Here is a 14,981-nt window from a genome sequence, read left to right on the forward strand (position 1 = left end):
ACGAGGGCGGCGTGGCAGGGCGCGGGCGACCTGCCTGGGCGGAGGTGGAGTTCGCCCGCCTTCAGCGGAGCGCCTCCCACTCGGGCCCGTCGAACAGCACTCGGTCCACGCGGGCCCACAGATCGGAGATGGACTCACGGGGATCCGTGAGTGACTGCAGCTCCGTGCCGTCCATGGCGCAGAACGCGGTGCGCAGCAGATCGTCGAACGCGTCGGCGTTCTCGAATCGCGGAGGCAGCTTCCACGGCAGCGCGCGCATGACGGACAGCAGCCGCTGATGCCGACCTGCGTAGTACTCGTGCGCCGGGTGAGCCGGGTCGTGCGCCTCGACCGCGAGGCGCACGAACAGGACCACGAGCTCGGGTCGGTCGACGTTGGTGCGGACGGCTCCGTTGAGGCACGCGCGCAGGTCCAGGAGATCTGTCGCGTCGGACTCGCCCGCAGCACGCAGCTGTGCGATCAGCTGCTGTTCGTCGCCGAAGTCGTCGTAGTAGGTCTCGATGATCAGCGTGAGGAGCTCCTCGCGCGTGCGCACGTGGTGGTTGAGCCCCGGCAGGGTGAGTCCGACAGCATCGGCGACGGTCTGCATCGACACCCCGTAGGAGCCGAACTGCGCGACGAGCTCCGCACCCTTCTCGGCGATCTGCCGACGACGAGCGTCGACAGGCATGCGCGTGCGAGCGTGGATCGGCGTCTTCGAGGTCACGGAAGCATTGTGGCACGAGGCCGGTGCGCGCTGCATTCTCAATTTGACAACTGTCGACCGACTACCGTATATCTCTCAAGTAATAGGTAGCGCGGCGTTGCGCATGCCCCAGATCAAAGGAGATCCTTCGTGTCTCAGCATGTTGCCGACCCGGCGCAGGCACCCGCATCGGTGCAACTCAGCCGGGTTCAGACCATCCGCTACTCGAGCGGCTTCTTCATCTTCTCGTTGTTCTGGATGATGGCGCTGATGATCATTGCGGCGGTACTGCTGCCGCAGCGCCTCACGGAGATCGCGCCCGACGACAAGGTCGCCATCTCGGGCGTCCTGAACTCGGTGACCGCGCTCGTGTCGCTCGTCTCCAACCTGGTCGTCGGCAACCTGTCCGACCGCACTCGCTCGATCTTCGGCCGGCGCACGCCCTGGATCGCGTCCGGCGGTCTGGTCGGCGGTGTGAGCCTCTTCGCGATCGGCATCCTGCCGAACGCGTGGTCGATCGGTGTCGCGTACTGTCTCGCGATGGTGGGCCTCAACATGATGATCGCCCCCGCGGTGGCCGCGCTCTCCGACCGCGTTCCCGAGACCTCCCGCGGCACGATGTCCGCGTTCTTCGCCGCGGGATCCCTGGCAGGAAGCTCGCTCGGCACGCTCGTCGGCGCGATGTTCATCACCGCGCAGCTGCCCGGGTACATCGTGGCGGGCGTCGTCATGGGCATCTCCGGCATCGTGACCGTGATCCTCTGGCCCAAGGAGGCATCCTCGAAGGACCTCCCTGCTGCGAGCACCGACCTGCGCTCGATCCTGACGTCGTTCCGTCCCCCGCGCAACGCGCCCGACTTCTGGAACGCCTTCATCGGGCGCTCGCTCCTGATCTTCGCGTACTACATGGTGCTCAACTACCAGTTGTACATCCTGCAGGACTACATCGGACTGTCCACCGAGGACTCCGCCGCGACCATCGCGACGATGTCGGTCGTGCTGCTCGTGGTCTCCGCGGTCTCCGCGCTGTCTGCGGGCCCGATCTCCGACAAGATCGGCCGCCGCAAGGTGCCGGTGGTCGTCGCCAGCGTCCTGCTCGCGATCGGCTTCGCGCTCCCGTGGGTCATGCACAACGCCATGGGAATGATCCTGTTCGCCGCGATCGGCGGGTTCGGCTACGGCATGTACGGCTCGGTGGACCAGGCACTCAACGTCGACGTGCTCCCGAACGCTGAGGAGGCCGGCAAGGACCTCGGCATCCTCAACATGGCCACGACGCTCGGCCAGATGGTCGGACCGATCGCGACCTCGATCATCGTGACCTCCCTCGGCGGCTACGGCATGGTCTTCCCGGTCGCGATCGTGTTCACGATCGTCGCGTGCGTGTTCATCATGCGGATCCGTTCGGTCCGCTGACCTCCCGCATCTCCCGACCTCAAGGAAGGCCGACTCTTGCCTGTCTCGATCGACCCCACCCAGACCATCGCCACGATCCGTCCCGCGCTGCATGGACAGTTCATCGAGTTCCTCGGTGAGTGCATCGACGGCGGGATCTGGGTGGGCCCCGACTCCGACGTGCCCCACACCGACGGGATCCGTCAGGGCGTCCTCGATGCCCTCAAGGAGCTTGAGCCTCCGGTACTCCGGTGGCCCGGTGGTTGCTACGCCGACACGTACCACTGGCGTGACGGCATAGGTCCCCGTGCAGATCGCCCGACGACGTTCAACGAGAACTTCGGCACCTACGAGCTCGATGACCATGCGTTCGGGACCGACGAGTACCTCCGTCTGTGCGAGGCGATCGACGCCCAGCCGTGGATCAACGTCAACATGATGACCGGCACGCCCGCCGAGGCGAGGGACTGGATGGAGTACTGCAACCGCGCGACCGGCACCGAGCTCGCCGACCTGCGCGTGAGCAACGGTCACGAGGCTCCGTACGACGTGAACCTGTGGGGCATCGGCAACGAGCCGTGGGGCGGCGGAGGCATCATGACGGCTCCGGGCTACGTCGACGCGTACCGCGCGTTCGCATCGGCCATGCCGCGCTTCACGGGCTCGGTGTTCGAGACGCCGAAGACCTACGCCATCGCGAGCGGTCCCGACGGCAACAAGCCGAAGGAGCGCGTCGCGTGGACCAAGGACTTCTTCGCCGCGCTCAATGAGTACCGTCAGCCGCCGATCCACGGCTACGACCTGCACTTCTACAACTGGAACATCGACCACGAGACGGACACCCCCACCAGCTTCGACGAGGCCGGGTGGGATCGCGTGATCGCGGGCTGCCTCGAGCTCGAGGACGTCATCGTCGAGCAGTGGGCACTCATGGAGGAAGGCCTCGCGTCGGTTCCGATGCCCGAGTCCACCCTGGAGCCGAGGCTCGAGCACATCGACCTCGTGGTCGGCGAGTGGGGCAACTGGCATCGCGACGCGTTCTTCGCGCGTCCCGCGCTGTTCCAGCAGGTGACGATGCGCGACGCGATCACCACCGCGCTCTCGCTCGACATCCTGCAGCGTCACGCCGACAAGATCTCGATCGCCTGCAACGCGCAGACGGTCAACGTCCTCAACTCGGTGATCCTCACCGACGGCGACGCGACGATCCTCACGCCGAACTTCGACGTCTTCATGATGTACAAGGCGCACCGTGGCGCGATGGCGCTCACTGTCGAGCCGGTCGATGAGGCGAGCGGAGCGCATCTCTTCGCGTCGGTCGCCGACGACGGGACGATCGTGGTCAACCTCACCAATCCGTCGATGACGGACGAGGCGGAGGTCGAGTTGGAGTTCGCCGTCCCGGTAAGCCTCGCGAAGCGTGAGACGCTCGCCGCGGCGACGCCGACCGACCACAACACGGCAGACGCGCCCGACGCGGTGCGTCGCGTCGCCGAGCGGATCGATGGTGAGGCCTCGGGCCGCCACACGGTCCGGCTTCCGGCCGGCTCGGTCACGGTGCTCACGGCACAGCAGGGCTGACCGGGCGGACGCGTCAGGCGTCCGCGGAAGCAGGGCCCCGGGAATCTCCCGGGGCCTCTCGTCGCGCTCGGGACGTCCGACCGGTCCCGCCGCACTTTGCAACGTGGCAAAGTGGTGTGCTGGAAGCCGCACCACCCCCACGCGCACGAACGGAAACCATGCCTGACAACGACGTCACCCGTCTCAACCTGACTCTCGGCGAGCCGACGGGCGTCACGCTCGACCCCGACATGTGGGGGATCTTCTTCGAGGACATCAACTGGAGCCTCGACGGCGGCCTCAACGCCGAGCTGCTGCGCAACGGCGACTTCGCCTTCACTCCCGCCGATCACGCTGGGTGGGGTCCGCTCACCGCGTGGCAGACCACGGGCGACGGCTCGGTCGAGGTCCGCACCGAGGACCCGGTCCACCCGAACAACGGCACCTACGTGCGGGTCACCGGCCCGGTCACGCTCACCAACGAGGGCTTCGACGCGGTCAGGGTCTCCAGGGACGATGCGTTCCGTCTCACTGCGTTCACGTGGTGCGTCCAGGGGGTCGGGGAGGCGTCGGCCGCGATCGTCGACGGCGCGGGCGAGGCGCTTGCCGAGGCGCCGCTCAATACTCCCGCCGGGGGCTGGCACGAGGCGAGCCTGGACCTCGTCGCTACCGCCGACGGCCTTGGTCGGCTTGCGATCACCGTGCCGCGCGGCCTCGTGCTCGAGCTCGACATGCTCTCGTTGCGCCCCGTGGGCCCGGCCGGCGAAGCTCTCACCTTCCGCCCCGACCTGGTCGAGGCGCTGCGCGCGCTGAAGCCCTCGTTCGTGCGCTTCCCCGGCGGCTGCGTCGCGCACGGCCTGGGGCTCGGCAACCTCTACCACTGGAAGCAGACCGTCGGTCCGCGCGAGTCCCGCGTGCCGAGCTTCAACACGTGGGGCTACCATCAGACCCGCCAGATCGGCTACCTCGAGTACTTCGAGCTGTGCGAGACGCTCGGCGCGACGGCGATGCCGATCGTCGCGGCGGGCGTGAGCTGCCAGAACCTGCGCGGACGCGCCGCGTGCATCCCGATGGCCGACATGCCCGCGTATGTGCAGGACATCCTGGACCTGGTCGAGTTCGCCAACGGCGGCACGGACACCGAGTGGGGCGCGCGCCGCGCCGAGCTCGGCCACCCCGAGCCCTTCGGCCTGCGACTGCTCGGCCTGGGCAACGAGGACGAGATCACGCGCGACTTCGAGGAGCGCTACGCGATGGTCGCCGAGGCGCTCGCGGCCGAGCATCCCGAGATCACCGTCATCGGCACGGCGGGCCCGCAGCCCTTCGGTCCTGACTTCGAGGACGGGTGGGCGTTCGCGCGCGAGCAGCGCGTCGCGATCGTCGACGAGCACGCGTACCGCACGCCCCGGTGGTTCCACCAGAACCTCGACCGCTACGACGCGTACGACCGTTCCGGTCCCGCCGTCTACTTCGGCGAGTACGCCGCGCGCACCAACAGCGTCCGGTCCGCGATGGCCGAGGCCGCCTTCATGATCGCGATGGAGCGCAACGGCGACATCGTCCGGCTGGCTTCCTACGCACCCCTGCTCGCGCGCCTCGGCACCACCCAGTGGGTGCCCGACATGATCTACTTCGACGCCGATCGGGTGCTTCCGACCGCCTCCTACTTCGTGCAGCGGATGTTCTCCGTGGAGCGCGGCGAGACGCTGCTGCCCGTCCAGATCGACGGCGTCGTGGACGTCCCGGTCCCGCCCCGCGCTGCGGGCACCGTGCGGCTGTCCGCGCCGGGTGCGCGCGTGGCCGTCACCGACGCGTCGATCGACGGGGCCGAGGTGGCGCCGGTCGAGGTCGCCGAGGACGAGGTCTCCCTGGGGGCGATCGGCGCGGACGGCGTGGTGGAGTTCACCGCGACCCGCGTGGACGGCCAGGAGGGGATGGTCATCCGACTCGGCGGGACCGGCATCGAGGACTTCCTGCAGGTCGACATCGGCTCGTGGCAGAACAAGACGACGGTCGTGCACACCTACGCCGACGGCATCTCCAACGACATCGACGGTCCGTACGCGTGGTCCGGCATGTCGACCGACGTGCCGGTGACGGTACGCGTGGAGCTCGAGGGCGAGCGCATCCGCGTGTGGGTGGACGGCGAGCTGCGCCACGACGTGGCCGAGGACCGTCGTCCGGAGACGCGCGTCGTCGCCGGCTGCGCCGAGCGGACCGGTGAGGACGGCACGCGCGAGTACGTCGTCCGTCTGGTGAACGCCACGGACGAGCCGCGGAAGGCGACGCTCGCGCTGCCCGGCGGCCCGACGCCGTGGATGGGCGCGGCGACCGTGCTCGCGGGAGCAGGGCCCGACGAGGGGCTGGCCTTCGAGGCTTCGCCGATCGAGCCCCGCGACGCGGACGTCGACCTCGCGCCCGGCCAGGCGTTCCAGCTCCCGGCCTGGTCGCTCACGGTCGCGGTGCTGCGCGAGGCCTGACGGTCAGGGGAGCTCGAGGACGCCGACAGGACTGGAACACCGACACGAGAGGAAGAGCCATGGACGACGACGCCGTCACCAGCTGGGTCGAGCCGCGCGAGGTCCCGCGCGAGGAGTTCCCTGCGAGCACGTGGGAGCCGCAGGGCATGAGGACTCTCGAGGCTGACGCGCGCCCGCGTCACGGGACCGCCACGCTCGGCGTCGAGTACGCCGAGAAGTCGGGACGGACGCTGCACCTGCAGATCATCCAGCCGTCGAGGCAGGTTGCGGAGGTCCCTGGCTCGGAGTCCCGGCTGCCCCTGGTCGTGTTCGTCCAGGGCTCCGCGTGGCTCGAGCAGGCGCTCGGCGTCTCGCTGCTTCCCCTCGCCGACTTCGCGGAGCGCGGCTATGTGGTGGCGATCGTCGAGTACCGACCCTCGTTCGTCGCACCCTTCCCGGCGCAGGTCCGGGACGCCAAGACCGCGATCCGCTTCCTGCGCGCGCACGCGGACGACTACGGCATCGACGCGGAACGCGTGGCGATGTGGGGCGACTCCTCGGGCGGGCACACCACCGTGCTCACGTACCTCACTGAGGACGATCCCGAGTACTCGGACGAGCCGACCGACGAGCCGCTCGGGGTCTCGTGCTACGTCGACTACTACGCGCCCACGGACATCTCGCGGATGAACCAGGAGCCGTCCACGATGGACCACGTCTCGCCAGGCAGCCCGGAGGGACTGCTGATCGGGGGTCACGCCGTCCTCGAGAGTGCGGAGCTCGTCGCGCCTACCGTGGCGATGAACCACATCCGCCCCGACCGTGACCTCAAGCCGCTGCTGATCGTCCATGGCGACAAGGACAGGCTGGTGCCGTTCCAGCAGAGCGCGCTGCTGTACGAGGCGCTCGTCGAGGCGGGGCAGCCGGTGGACCTCTACCGCCTCAAGGGCGCCGACCACGGCGGACCCGCGGTCTGGGCCGAGCCAGTGATGGACCTCGTCGACGGCTTCATCCGGAGCCATCTCCCGGCGACCGCGGGCTGACGATCCGCGCCGCGGGCCGACCGTGCCGATGGTCGCGGCCGGCCCGTGCCGTCTACAGCCGATAGCCGCCGGATGCCTCGATCCGCTGCGCAGTGACCCACGCCGAGCCGGGCTCCACGAGAGAGGCGATGACGCCGGAGATGTCCTCAGCCACCGCGGAGCGTCCGAGCGCGGTCCCGTCCGCGAACACCTCCCGGACCGTCTCGTTGCCGACCCATCCGGAGAAATGGGTTTCGACCGGACCGGGCGCGACCGTATTCACGCGGATGCCGCGCGGGCCGAGCTGCTCCGCCCAGTACCGGGTGAGCACGCCGACGGCTGCCTTCATCGCGGCGTAGGCGTCGCGGCCCAGGTGCACGAATCGTGTGAGCCCGGTGCCGAGGTTCACGATGCTGGCGCCGTCCTCGAGCAGCGTCTCGCCCTCGACCGGGGTCGCGAGGGCCTGGGTCAGGAGGTAGGCGCCGCGGACGTGCGTCGCGTACAGATCGTCGAGCACCTGAGCGGTCGTCTCCCCCAGGCGCGTATCGGCGCCGAAGCCCGCGTTGTTGACGAGCACATCCAGGCCGGCGTCCCCGAAGTCGCGCGCGAGCATCGTCCGGAGATCTCCCGCGAACCGGTCGATGTCCTCCGGTCGCGCGACGTCGAGCGGAACGGTGACGGCGCGGCGGCCGAGCGCTTCGATTGCCGCCGCGACCTCTTCGGCCTCCTCGGCGTGGCTCCGATAGGTGAGGACCAGGTCGAAGCCGCGGCGGGCGAGCTCTTCGGCGGTCGCGCGACCGATGCCGCGATTGGCGCCGGTGACGAGGGCCAGCGGCGTGCGGGAGGTGTCGTTCATGGGTGTCTCCTTCTGTCGGTTGCCCGATCAGCCTGCTTTCGGCGCCGAGCGTGAGGAAGAGGAGGCTCACCCTGGGGGCAGCGCCCCTACCCTCGCCCTGGCGGCGCGGCCCATACTGAGGCGATGGACCTCCCCGAGCTCGGCGCTTTCCTGCGCTCCCGCCGCGACCGGATCACGCCCGACGAGGTCGGGATCGTGCCCGGTCCGCGCCGACGCGTGCCCGGGCTGCGGCGCGACGAGGTCGCGATGCTCGCAGGCGCGTCGGTGGAGTACTACATCGAGCTCGAGCAGGGGTCGCGGACACAGCCCTCACCGCAGATGCTCGCGGCCCTCACGAGGGCGCTGCGCCTGACGAAGGACGAGCGAGACCACGTGTACCGGCTCGCGGGGCGGCCGCTCCCGTCGCGCGAGGGAGACACTCATGTGGACCCGGCGATGCTCGCGCTGCTGGACCGGCTCGACGACACCCCTGCGCTGATCATCTCCGATCTCGCGGAGACCCTCGCGGCGAACGACCTGGCGAAGGCACTCCTGTGCAGGCACGAGGGCGCGTCCTGGCCGCGCTCGAGTCAGGTCTACTGCTGGTTCTCGGATCCCGATCATCGGGCACGCCATCCCGAGCAGGACTATGTGCGTCTGTCGGAGTCACTGGTCGCGGACCTGCGCCTCGCCGCGGCGCGCCGCGCTCCGGACGACCCCCGACTGGCCGAGCTCATCGCGCTGTGCACGGAGGCATCGGCCGAGTTCGCGACGCTGTGGGAGGAGCGCACCGTTCGGCTTCGCAGGGTGGACTCGAAGGTCTTCCTCCACCCTCACGTGGGCTCGCTCGACCTGCTGTGCCACAACCTCTACACCGACGACGGGTCGCAGCACCTGCTGTGGTTCACCGCCCGCGCCGATGCCGACGCGGACAAGCTCGCGCTGCTCAAAGTCGTGGGCGAGCAGGAGATGTCGAGCCGGTAGCCGGGAGCCTTGTCGCTCGGCCTATGCCGCTCAGGCCACGTGGTCCGCCGACCGAGGCTTTCGCGCGACCAGCCGCTTCGCTCCCGAAGCCGCCTTGGAGGCGCCCGTTCCCACGACTCCGGCCGCATCCACGACCGTGGACCACGCGCCCTCGCCGAGGTCCTTGACCGAGGAGCCTGCCGCCCGCATCGCGAGCACGGCCTTCGAGGGATCGGGGACCCCGTCGCCGTCGCTGTCGGTCAGCTCGAGCCACTCCGGCCATTCCTCGACGGGTGCGGAGAAGCCCTCGCGGCACGACCTCACGACGCTCTTGCCGAAGTAGTAGCTCGTCGCCCCGCCCGCGACCGCACCGATCACCGGCACGGCCTTCGAACCCACCTTCACGCCGCCCAACACTGCACCCTGGGCGATCGCGTTCTTCGCGAGCACCATGGTCACCGGCACGAGCGCCGAGTCGGGGAGCTGCTGGGACAGCAGGTCGCCCCACTGGGGCGCCACCTTCGATGCCGCGACGCCGACGGCCTTGCGCGAGCCGCGCACGGTCGCGCTCGCGGGCAGCGCCGACATCACGATCTCGGTGACCCTGCTCTTGCGCTTCTCGCCCAGCAGCGCGGCGAGGACGAGCGCCTTCGCACGCTCGGGGTCGTCGATCTCGACGCCGCGCAGCTCGGCCATGCACAGCGCGAACAGCGCGGTCGTCTCGTAGAAGAACAGCAGGTCGGTGACGCCGAGCCCGATCGCCATCGGGATGCCGACGGCGGGGATGGTCGCCGAGGCGCCGATCGCCGCCGATGTCATGGTCGTCGTCGCGACGTACTGCTGCTCGATCCTCTTCATGACCTGCGCAGGGGTGGCGGAGGGATCCCGGCGTCGGACCTCCTTGATGTACGCCGTGACGGCGGGCCGCTGCACGGCGATCGCCTTGAACACGCGCTCCTGGAAGTCCTCGGGAAGCGCCGCGGTCGGCGCCTTGTGCTCAGTCCTCGCTGCGTCTGTCATCGTCGTCGCACGCCTCCCCGCGTTCGAGATATGGATGTCAGGCTGCCCCGCCTGCGTTCACACCTGACAACCGGCGGGCGCGGTGGTTCGTTCCCCTACGGCGAGGAGGGTCGCCCAGCCTTCAACCGGGCGAGAGCCTCGACGGCGAGCGCATGGTCGTCCTCCTGCGCGAGTCCCGAGACGGTGAGGGTGCCGACCATCCCGACGCCCGTGACCTGGATGGGCACGCAGCCGCCGTGCGCCACGTACTCGGTGAACGGCAGCTGCGTGGCCTCGTTGAAGTCGCGACCCTTGGCCGCGTACGAGCGGCCTACGATCAGGCTTGACGTCTGGAATCGGCGCACCGTGCGGATCTTCCGGGCGATCCAGTCGTCGTTGTCGGGAGTGGTGCCCTCGAGCGCCACGTGGAACACCTGCTGATCACCCTTGCGGATGTCGATCGTGATCGCGAGCGACTCCTCCAGGGCGCGTTCGACGAGCCCGAGGCCGAGCTCCCACGCCTCATCGAACGTGAAGCTGCTCAGGTACAGCCCGGACTCCTGCTCGCGCAGGGCGGCCAGCTCGGCGGCAAGGTCGTCGGTCGAGGTCATCGTCGGTCCTCCTGGCAGGCGTGCGTGGTGCGGACGTTCCGAACCTACAGGCCGCGCCTAGTGCGGCGACATGAGCCCCGTCTGCTCGCCGGAGTCCTCGAGGTATGCGGTGCGGCGTGCGAACAGGGCGGGCACGAGCTCTCGCACTCGCGCGATCAGGTCGGGCATCGAGGCGGTGGTCAGCTCCCCGTCGTCCACGACCACGGTGCCCGCGACCATGGTGAGCGTCACGTCCGAGCCGCGCACCGCGTGCACGAGGTTGTGGTGCACGTTGAGGTAGGGGCCCTCCGTGAGCAGCGGCGTCATGCGCGGGGTGTCCGTGCGGACGGCGACCGCGTCGGCCTGCTTGCCAACCTCGAGCGACCCAAGGTGCTCGCCCTGGCCGATCGCGCGCGCCCCGCCGAGCATCGCCATCTCGAGCACCTGCCACGAGTCCATCGCGGCGGCGTCCATCTTCCGCAGCTTGCCCAGGAGCGAGGCGACCTTCATCTCCTCGAACATGTCGAGGTTGTTGTTCTCCTTCTCGCCGTCGGTGCCGATCCCGACGTCGACGCCGGTCGCGAGCAGCTCGGCCACGGGCGCGAAGCCGCTCGCGAGCTTCATGTTGCTCACGGGGTTGTGCGAGACGCTCACGCCCCGGTCGGCCATGAGCGAGATCTCCCCCTCGTCGAGCCACACCGCGTGCGCGATCATCGTCCTGGGGGCGTCGAAGAACCCGAGCGACTCGAGCGCGTGCATCGGCCGCTTGCCGGTCCGCTCGAGGAACAGCGTGACGTCGAGCTCCGACTCGGAGCAGTGGGTGTACAGCCCCACCCCGTGCTCCTGGGCCAGCGCGATCGCGCGCCGCTGCCCCGCATCGTCCGCGTAGAAGGGGTGCTCGAGCCCGACCCACGGCATGATCCGGCCCCCGGCCCCGCCCCTCCACTCCTCGAGCATCCGCTGGTTGTCGTCGAGGGTGTCGAAGTAGTCGTAGTCCGGGTGCTCGCCCACATAGTTCACGGTCACCAGGCGATTTCCCAGGGACGATGCGGCGCGCGCGGCGCCGTCCATGTACCGCCACATGTCGACCACCGTGGTGGTGCCGGACAGCAGTCCCTCGGCGTAGCAGAGCCACGACGCCGCCTCGGCGTCCTCGGGCGTGAGGACGCGGTGCATCGGGTCGATGTGCAGGCGCAGCCACTCCCAGACGGGCAGGTGCTCGGCGGTGCCGCGCAGCATGCCGCTGTGGTGGTGGGCGTTGATGAGCCCGGGCATGAGGATGCGGTCGCTCAGGTGGCGCGCGGGGGCGTGCGGGTAGGCGGCGGCGAGCTCAGCCCGGGCGCCGACTGCGACGATCGTGCCGTCCTCGTGCGCGAAGCCCGCGTCGGTGAGTACCGAGCGCGCCGCATCCATGGGGACGAGCACGTCGGCGGTCAGGATCTGCACGGCCATGGGGACCTCCTCGCGTCAGCGAGCAGTCCACCACATCGCGGTTTCGCGTCGGTTTCACCGCGACCGTGCGTCCTGGCATCTCCTCAATGCCGAGATCATGCCGGGTACCGGCACTCCTGCAATTCCAGGACGCGGAACCGGGTCAGTGCCCGCCGGCGCCGATGTAGACGATCGCCCCCACGACGGCGGCGATCACGACCGCGAAGCACGCGACCGCGGAGGCGACCCTCCAGGTGGCGGTGCGTCCCGCATCGTCCCTGGCTCCGGGGCTCGCGAGAGCCCGGACCCCGAGCGCGAACAGCGTCGGCAGCCCGGCGCCGACGAGCAGCCCGAACAGCAGGATCTGACCGAGCGCGTCCCACTCGACGTACTGGCTCATGCGCGCTCCTCCTCGCGGCTCGACTCGACGTCCGGGACGGTCTGCGCGAGCAGCTCGAGCTCGTGCTCCTCGATGGCCTCGGCGACGACCTCGTCGCTCGCCTCCCAGTCATGGTTGACGTTGCGGTGGTCGACCGGCTTGCGGCGCGACATCGCGTAGAAGAACCACGCCGCGCACAGCAGGAGCGCGAACACGACGTACGAGCCCACGTCGCCACCGATGAGGGTGTCGATCCCATAGAACAGCGCCCCGACGGTCCCGGCTGCGGGCACCGTCACGAGCCACGCGATGAACATGCGTCCCGCGACGCCCCAGCGCACCGATGCGCCCCGCTTGCCCACTCCCGAGCCCATGATCGAGCCGGTCGCGACGTGCGTGGTGGACAGCGAGTACCCGAAGTGGCTCGACAGCAGGATGACGGCCGCGGAGGAGGTCTCGGCCGCCATGCCTTGGCGCGAGTCGAGCTCGACGAGGCCCTTGCCGAGCGTGCGGATGACCCGCCAGCCGCCGGTGTAGGTGCCGAGCGCCATGGCGAGGGCGCAGGAGACGATCACCCAGAACGGGACGGACGAGTCCGAGGGGACCGCGCCCGCGGCGATGAGCGCCAGCAGGATGATGCCCATCGACTTCTGGGCGTCGTTGGTGCCGTGCGCGAGCGAGACGAGCGACGCGGAGCCGATCTGTCCCCACCGGAACATCTTGTCGTTGGACTCCTCGGGCACGTCGCGCGTGAGGCGCGTGACCAGCGCGGTGCCGACGGAGGCGACGAGGATCGCCACGACCGGCGCGATGAGCGCGGGCAGCAGGACCTTCGCGATCAGCCCGTCCCACAGCACGCCCTGGGTGCCCGCCGCGGCGAGCGCGGCGCCCACGACGCCGCCCACGAGCGCATGCGATGAGCTCGACGGGATGCCGAGCAGCCAGGTCGCGAGATTCCAGACGATTCCACCCGCGAGGCCCGCGAGCACCACCTCGAGCGTGATGATCCCCGAGTCGACGATGCCCGTGGCGATCGTCGCGGCGACGGTCAGCGACAGGAACGCGCCGACCATGTTGAGGGACGCCGAGAGGAGCACTGCCTGCTTGGGCTTGAGCGCGCGAGTCGCGATCGACGTGGCCATAGCGTTCCCCGTGTCGTGGAAGCCGTTGGTGAAGTCGAAGGCGAGCGCGGTGGCCACGACGATGACGAGGAGCACCGGATCGTTCACGGGCACCATTGTCACCCGCCGTTCACCTTCGGGGCGACCACGGGAGGTGCCGCGGCGTCAGGGCTTGCGCAGGGCTTGCTCAGTGTTGGCAGAGAGGGGGGACGAAAGTCCCGTGTCCGCGCCGGGCGGTGGCACGTCCTGGCATCGCGACAGTGCCGAGCCCGCGCCGGATTCCGACCGTCGCGCGATGCCAGCGCGCGGCGTCAGGCCTAGGCTTCGGCGGGCTCCACGCCGAACTCGCGCAGCAGGGCGAGCACGCGCTGCTCGATCTCGTCGCGGATCGGGCGCACGGACTCGATGCCCTGGCCGGCCGGGTCCTCGAGGACCCAGTCCTCGTACTTCTTGCCGGGGTAGTACGGGCACGTGTCGCCGCAGCCCATCGAGATGACGGAGTCCACCTCGCGAACCATCTCGTCGGTCCAGCGCTTGGGGCGCTCGCTAGAGATGTCGATGCCCTTCTCGGCCATCGCCTCGACGGCGACGGGGTTGAGCGCCTCGGCGGGGCCGGAGCCTCCCGAGTAGGCGATCGCGTCGTCGCCCGCGTAGTACTTGAAGAAGCCGAGCGCCATCTGCGAGCGGCCGGCGTTGTGCACGCAGAGGAACAGCGCGGAGGGCTTGGTGGCGGTGGTGTTCTCGGTCACGAGGCACGTCCTTCGAGGGGAGGGTGGGTGGGCGCATGGTTCGATCCGCGCGGCGCGCTCGGTGCTCTCGGACCACTGAGCGCGGCGGTCAGCTGCGCGACGCGCGCGGCGAGGGTGTCGTAGGCCTCGTCGAAGGCCCCGTCCGATCCGTCCGTGACGGGGTCGGCGATCGACCAGTGCATCGAGTCGACGCCGGGCAGCTCCTCGTGCGCGGCGTCGCACACGGTGACGACGAGGTCGTCGGGCGCGAGCACGTCGTCCACGTGCTTGGGGAGTCCGTCGGGCAGGTCGACCCCGCGCCTCCTGGCGACCGCGATCGCGCCGGGGGCGATGCGGTCGGCGGGATGGGTGCCTGCCGAGGCGGCGGGCACTTCGGACGTGTCGCTCCCGGGGCGCGAGTTCCACAGTGCGGCGGCGAGTTGTGAGCGCGCGGAGTTGCCGGTGCAGACGAAGACCACGCGGCGCGCGGCGAGGCTCGGGCACGGCGCGAGGTCGTCGAGCGCCTTCGGGGCGAGCGCGACGTAGCTGCGCCGCCGATCCGCGTCCGACCGCCGGCGCGTCACCATCCCGGCGCTCTCGAGCTGGCGCAGGTGGTGCGCCATGAGGTTCGAGGTGATGCCGAGGTTCTCGCGCAGCTCGCCGGGCGAGGCGTCGCCGAGCGTGAGCAGGTCGACGATCCGCAGCCGGATGGGGTCGGCGAGCGCCGCGTGGCGGGCCGCGCGGTCGGCGAGGGCGGAGGAGGCGTTCATTGCCTCAATGATGGTTGAGCGTTCGAGGGGATGTCAACAGCGGT

The 14,981-nt window shown here is 69.8% G+C and carries 14 protein-coding genes; 5 read left to right on the forward strand and 9 right to left on the reverse strand.

All coding sequences use genetic code 11. From position 1 onward, the window contains the following. Positions 1-61: 61 nt before the first annotated feature. Positions 62-706: a TetR/AcrR family transcriptional regulator gene (locus tag B7K23_RS04425; RefSeq protein ID WP_143338084.1), complete on the reverse strand. Its 645-nt coding sequence runs from the start codon at positions 704-706 to the stop codon at positions 62-64. A gap of 129 nt (positions 707-835) precedes the next feature. Between B7K23_RS04425 and B7K23_RS04430 the strand changes: the two genes are divergently transcribed. From B7K23_RS04430 to B7K23_RS04445, 4 genes are all read left to right on the forward strand, one after another. Continuing rightward, positions 836-2,101, forward strand: coding sequence for an MFS transporter (locus B7K23_RS04430; RefSeq protein ID WP_084125177.1), 1,266 nt, complete (start codon positions 836-838; stop codon positions 2,099-2,101). A gap of 36 nt (positions 2,102-2,137) precedes the next feature. Next, entirely contained in the window at positions 2,138-3,661 is a 1,524-nt protein-coding gene (locus B7K23_RS04435; RefSeq protein ID WP_084125178.1) for an alpha-N-arabinofuranosidase, read from the forward strand. Positions 3,662-3,819: 158 nt separating this feature from the next. Then, a complete protein-coding gene (locus B7K23_RS04440) occupies positions 3,820-6,120 on the forward strand; it encodes an alpha-L-arabinofuranosidase C-terminal domain-containing protein (protein ID WP_084125179.1) in 2,301 nt (766 codons plus the stop codon). A gap of 59 nt (positions 6,121-6,179) precedes the next feature. Next, the gene (locus B7K23_RS04445; protein ID WP_234996418.1) at positions 6,180-7,142 is read left to right on the forward strand and encodes an alpha/beta hydrolase; all 963 of its coding nucleotides are present in this window, start codon (positions 6,180-6,182) and stop codon (positions 7,140-7,142) included. 52 nt (positions 7,143-7,194) lie between these two features. Here B7K23_RS04445 and B7K23_RS04450 read toward each other — a convergent pair whose 3' ends face one another. Then, the gene (locus B7K23_RS04450; protein ID WP_084125180.1) at positions 7,195-7,977 is read right to left on the reverse strand and encodes an SDR family NAD(P)-dependent oxidoreductase; all 783 of its coding nucleotides are present in this window, start codon (positions 7,975-7,977) and stop codon (positions 7,195-7,197) included. A gap of 123 nt (positions 7,978-8,100) precedes the next feature. Between B7K23_RS04450 and B7K23_RS04455 the strand changes: the two genes are divergently transcribed. Next, positions 8,101-8,940 (forward strand): helix-turn-helix transcriptional regulator, encoded by an 840-nt coding sequence (locus tag B7K23_RS04455; protein ID WP_084125181.1) that lies wholly within the window; start codon positions 8,101-8,103, stop codon positions 8,938-8,940. A gap of 30 nt (positions 8,941-8,970) precedes the next feature. Here the strand turns inward: B7K23_RS04455 and B7K23_RS04460 are convergent, their stop codons facing one another. The 7 genes from B7K23_RS04460 to B7K23_RS04490 form a co-directional block, all read right to left on the reverse strand. Beyond that, positions 8,971-9,939 (reverse strand): hypothetical protein, encoded by a 969-nt coding sequence (locus B7K23_RS04460; RefSeq protein WP_084125182.1) that lies wholly within the window; start codon positions 9,937-9,939, stop codon positions 8,971-8,973. A gap of 95 nt (positions 9,940-10,034) precedes the next feature. After that, positions 10,035-10,529, reverse strand: coding sequence for a heme-degrading domain-containing protein (locus B7K23_RS04465; RefSeq protein ID WP_084125183.1), 495 nt, complete (start codon positions 10,527-10,529; stop codon positions 10,035-10,037). A gap of 57 nt (positions 10,530-10,586) precedes the next feature. Next, complete coding sequence (locus tag B7K23_RS04470; RefSeq protein WP_084125184.1) at positions 10,587-11,960, reverse strand: amidohydrolase family protein; 1,374 nt, start codon at positions 11,958-11,960, stop codon at positions 10,587-10,589. A 142-nt stretch (positions 11,961-12,102) separates the two neighbouring features. Continuing rightward, positions 12,103-12,339 (reverse strand): hypothetical protein, encoded by a 237-nt coding sequence (locus tag B7K23_RS04475; RefSeq protein ID WP_084125185.1) that lies wholly within the window; start codon positions 12,337-12,339, stop codon positions 12,103-12,105. Next, the gene (locus B7K23_RS04480) at positions 12,336-13,556 is read right to left on the reverse strand and encodes an inorganic phosphate transporter (protein ID WP_084125186.1); all 1,221 of its coding nucleotides are present in this window, start codon (positions 13,554-13,556) and stop codon (positions 12,336-12,338) included. The genes B7K23_RS04475 and B7K23_RS04480 overlap by 4 nt, the downstream gene beginning before the upstream one ends. A 200-nt stretch (positions 13,557-13,756) precedes the next feature. Next, positions 13,757-14,188, reverse strand: a complete 432-nt coding sequence (locus B7K23_RS04485) for an arsenate reductase ArsC (RefSeq protein ID WP_255376288.1) — start codon at positions 14,186-14,188, stop codon at positions 13,757-13,759. Then, a complete protein-coding gene (locus B7K23_RS04490; RefSeq protein ID WP_084125187.1) occupies positions 14,185-14,937 on the reverse strand; it encodes a helix-turn-helix domain-containing protein in 753 nt (250 codons plus the stop codon). Before B7K23_RS04490 ends, B7K23_RS04485 begins: the two co-directional genes overlap by 4 nt. Positions 14,938-14,981: the final 44 nt, after the last annotated feature.

Source organism: Demequina sp. NBRC 110054 (genome assembly GCF_002090115.1).
Taxonomy (GTDB): Bacteria; Actinomycetota; Actinomycetes; order Actinomycetales; family Demequinaceae; genus Demequina.

Coding starts and splice junctions, on each gene's coding strand:
- B7K23_RS04440 (WP_084125179.1), top strand. CDS start 3,820: ATGCCTGACAACGACGTCACCCGTCTCAACCTGACTCTCGGCGAGCCG.
- B7K23_RS04445 (WP_234996418.1), top strand. CDS start 6,180: ATGGACGACGACGCCGTCACCAGCTGGGTCGAGCCGCGCGAGGTCCCG.
- B7K23_RS04450 (WP_084125180.1), bottom strand. CDS start 7,977: ATGAACGACACCTCCCGCACGCCGCTGGCCCTCGTCACCGGCGCCAAT.
- B7K23_RS04455 (WP_084125181.1), top strand. CDS start 8,101: ATGGACCTCCCCGAGCTCGGCGCTTTCCTGCGCTCCCGCCGCGACCGG.
- B7K23_RS04460 (WP_084125182.1), bottom strand. CDS start 9,939: ATGACAGACGCAGCGAGGACTGAGCACAAGGCGCCGACCGCGGCGCTT.
- B7K23_RS04465 (WP_084125183.1), bottom strand. CDS start 10,529: ATGACCTCGACCGACGACCTTGCCGCCGAGCTGGCCGCCCTGCGCGAG.
- B7K23_RS04470 (WP_084125184.1), bottom strand. CDS start 11,960: ATGGCCGTGCAGATCCTGACCGCCGACGTGCTCGTCCCCATGGATGCG.
- B7K23_RS04475 (WP_084125185.1), bottom strand. CDS start 12,339: ATGAGCCAGTACGTCGAGTGGGACGCGCTCGGTCAGATCCTGCTGTTC.
- B7K23_RS04480 (WP_084125186.1), bottom strand. CDS start 13,556: ATGGTGCCCGTGAACGATCCGGTGCTCCTCGTCATCGTCGTGGCCACC.
- B7K23_RS04490 (WP_084125187.1), bottom strand. CDS start 14,937: ATGAACGCCTCCTCCGCCCTCGCCGACCGCGCGGCCCGCCACGCGGCG.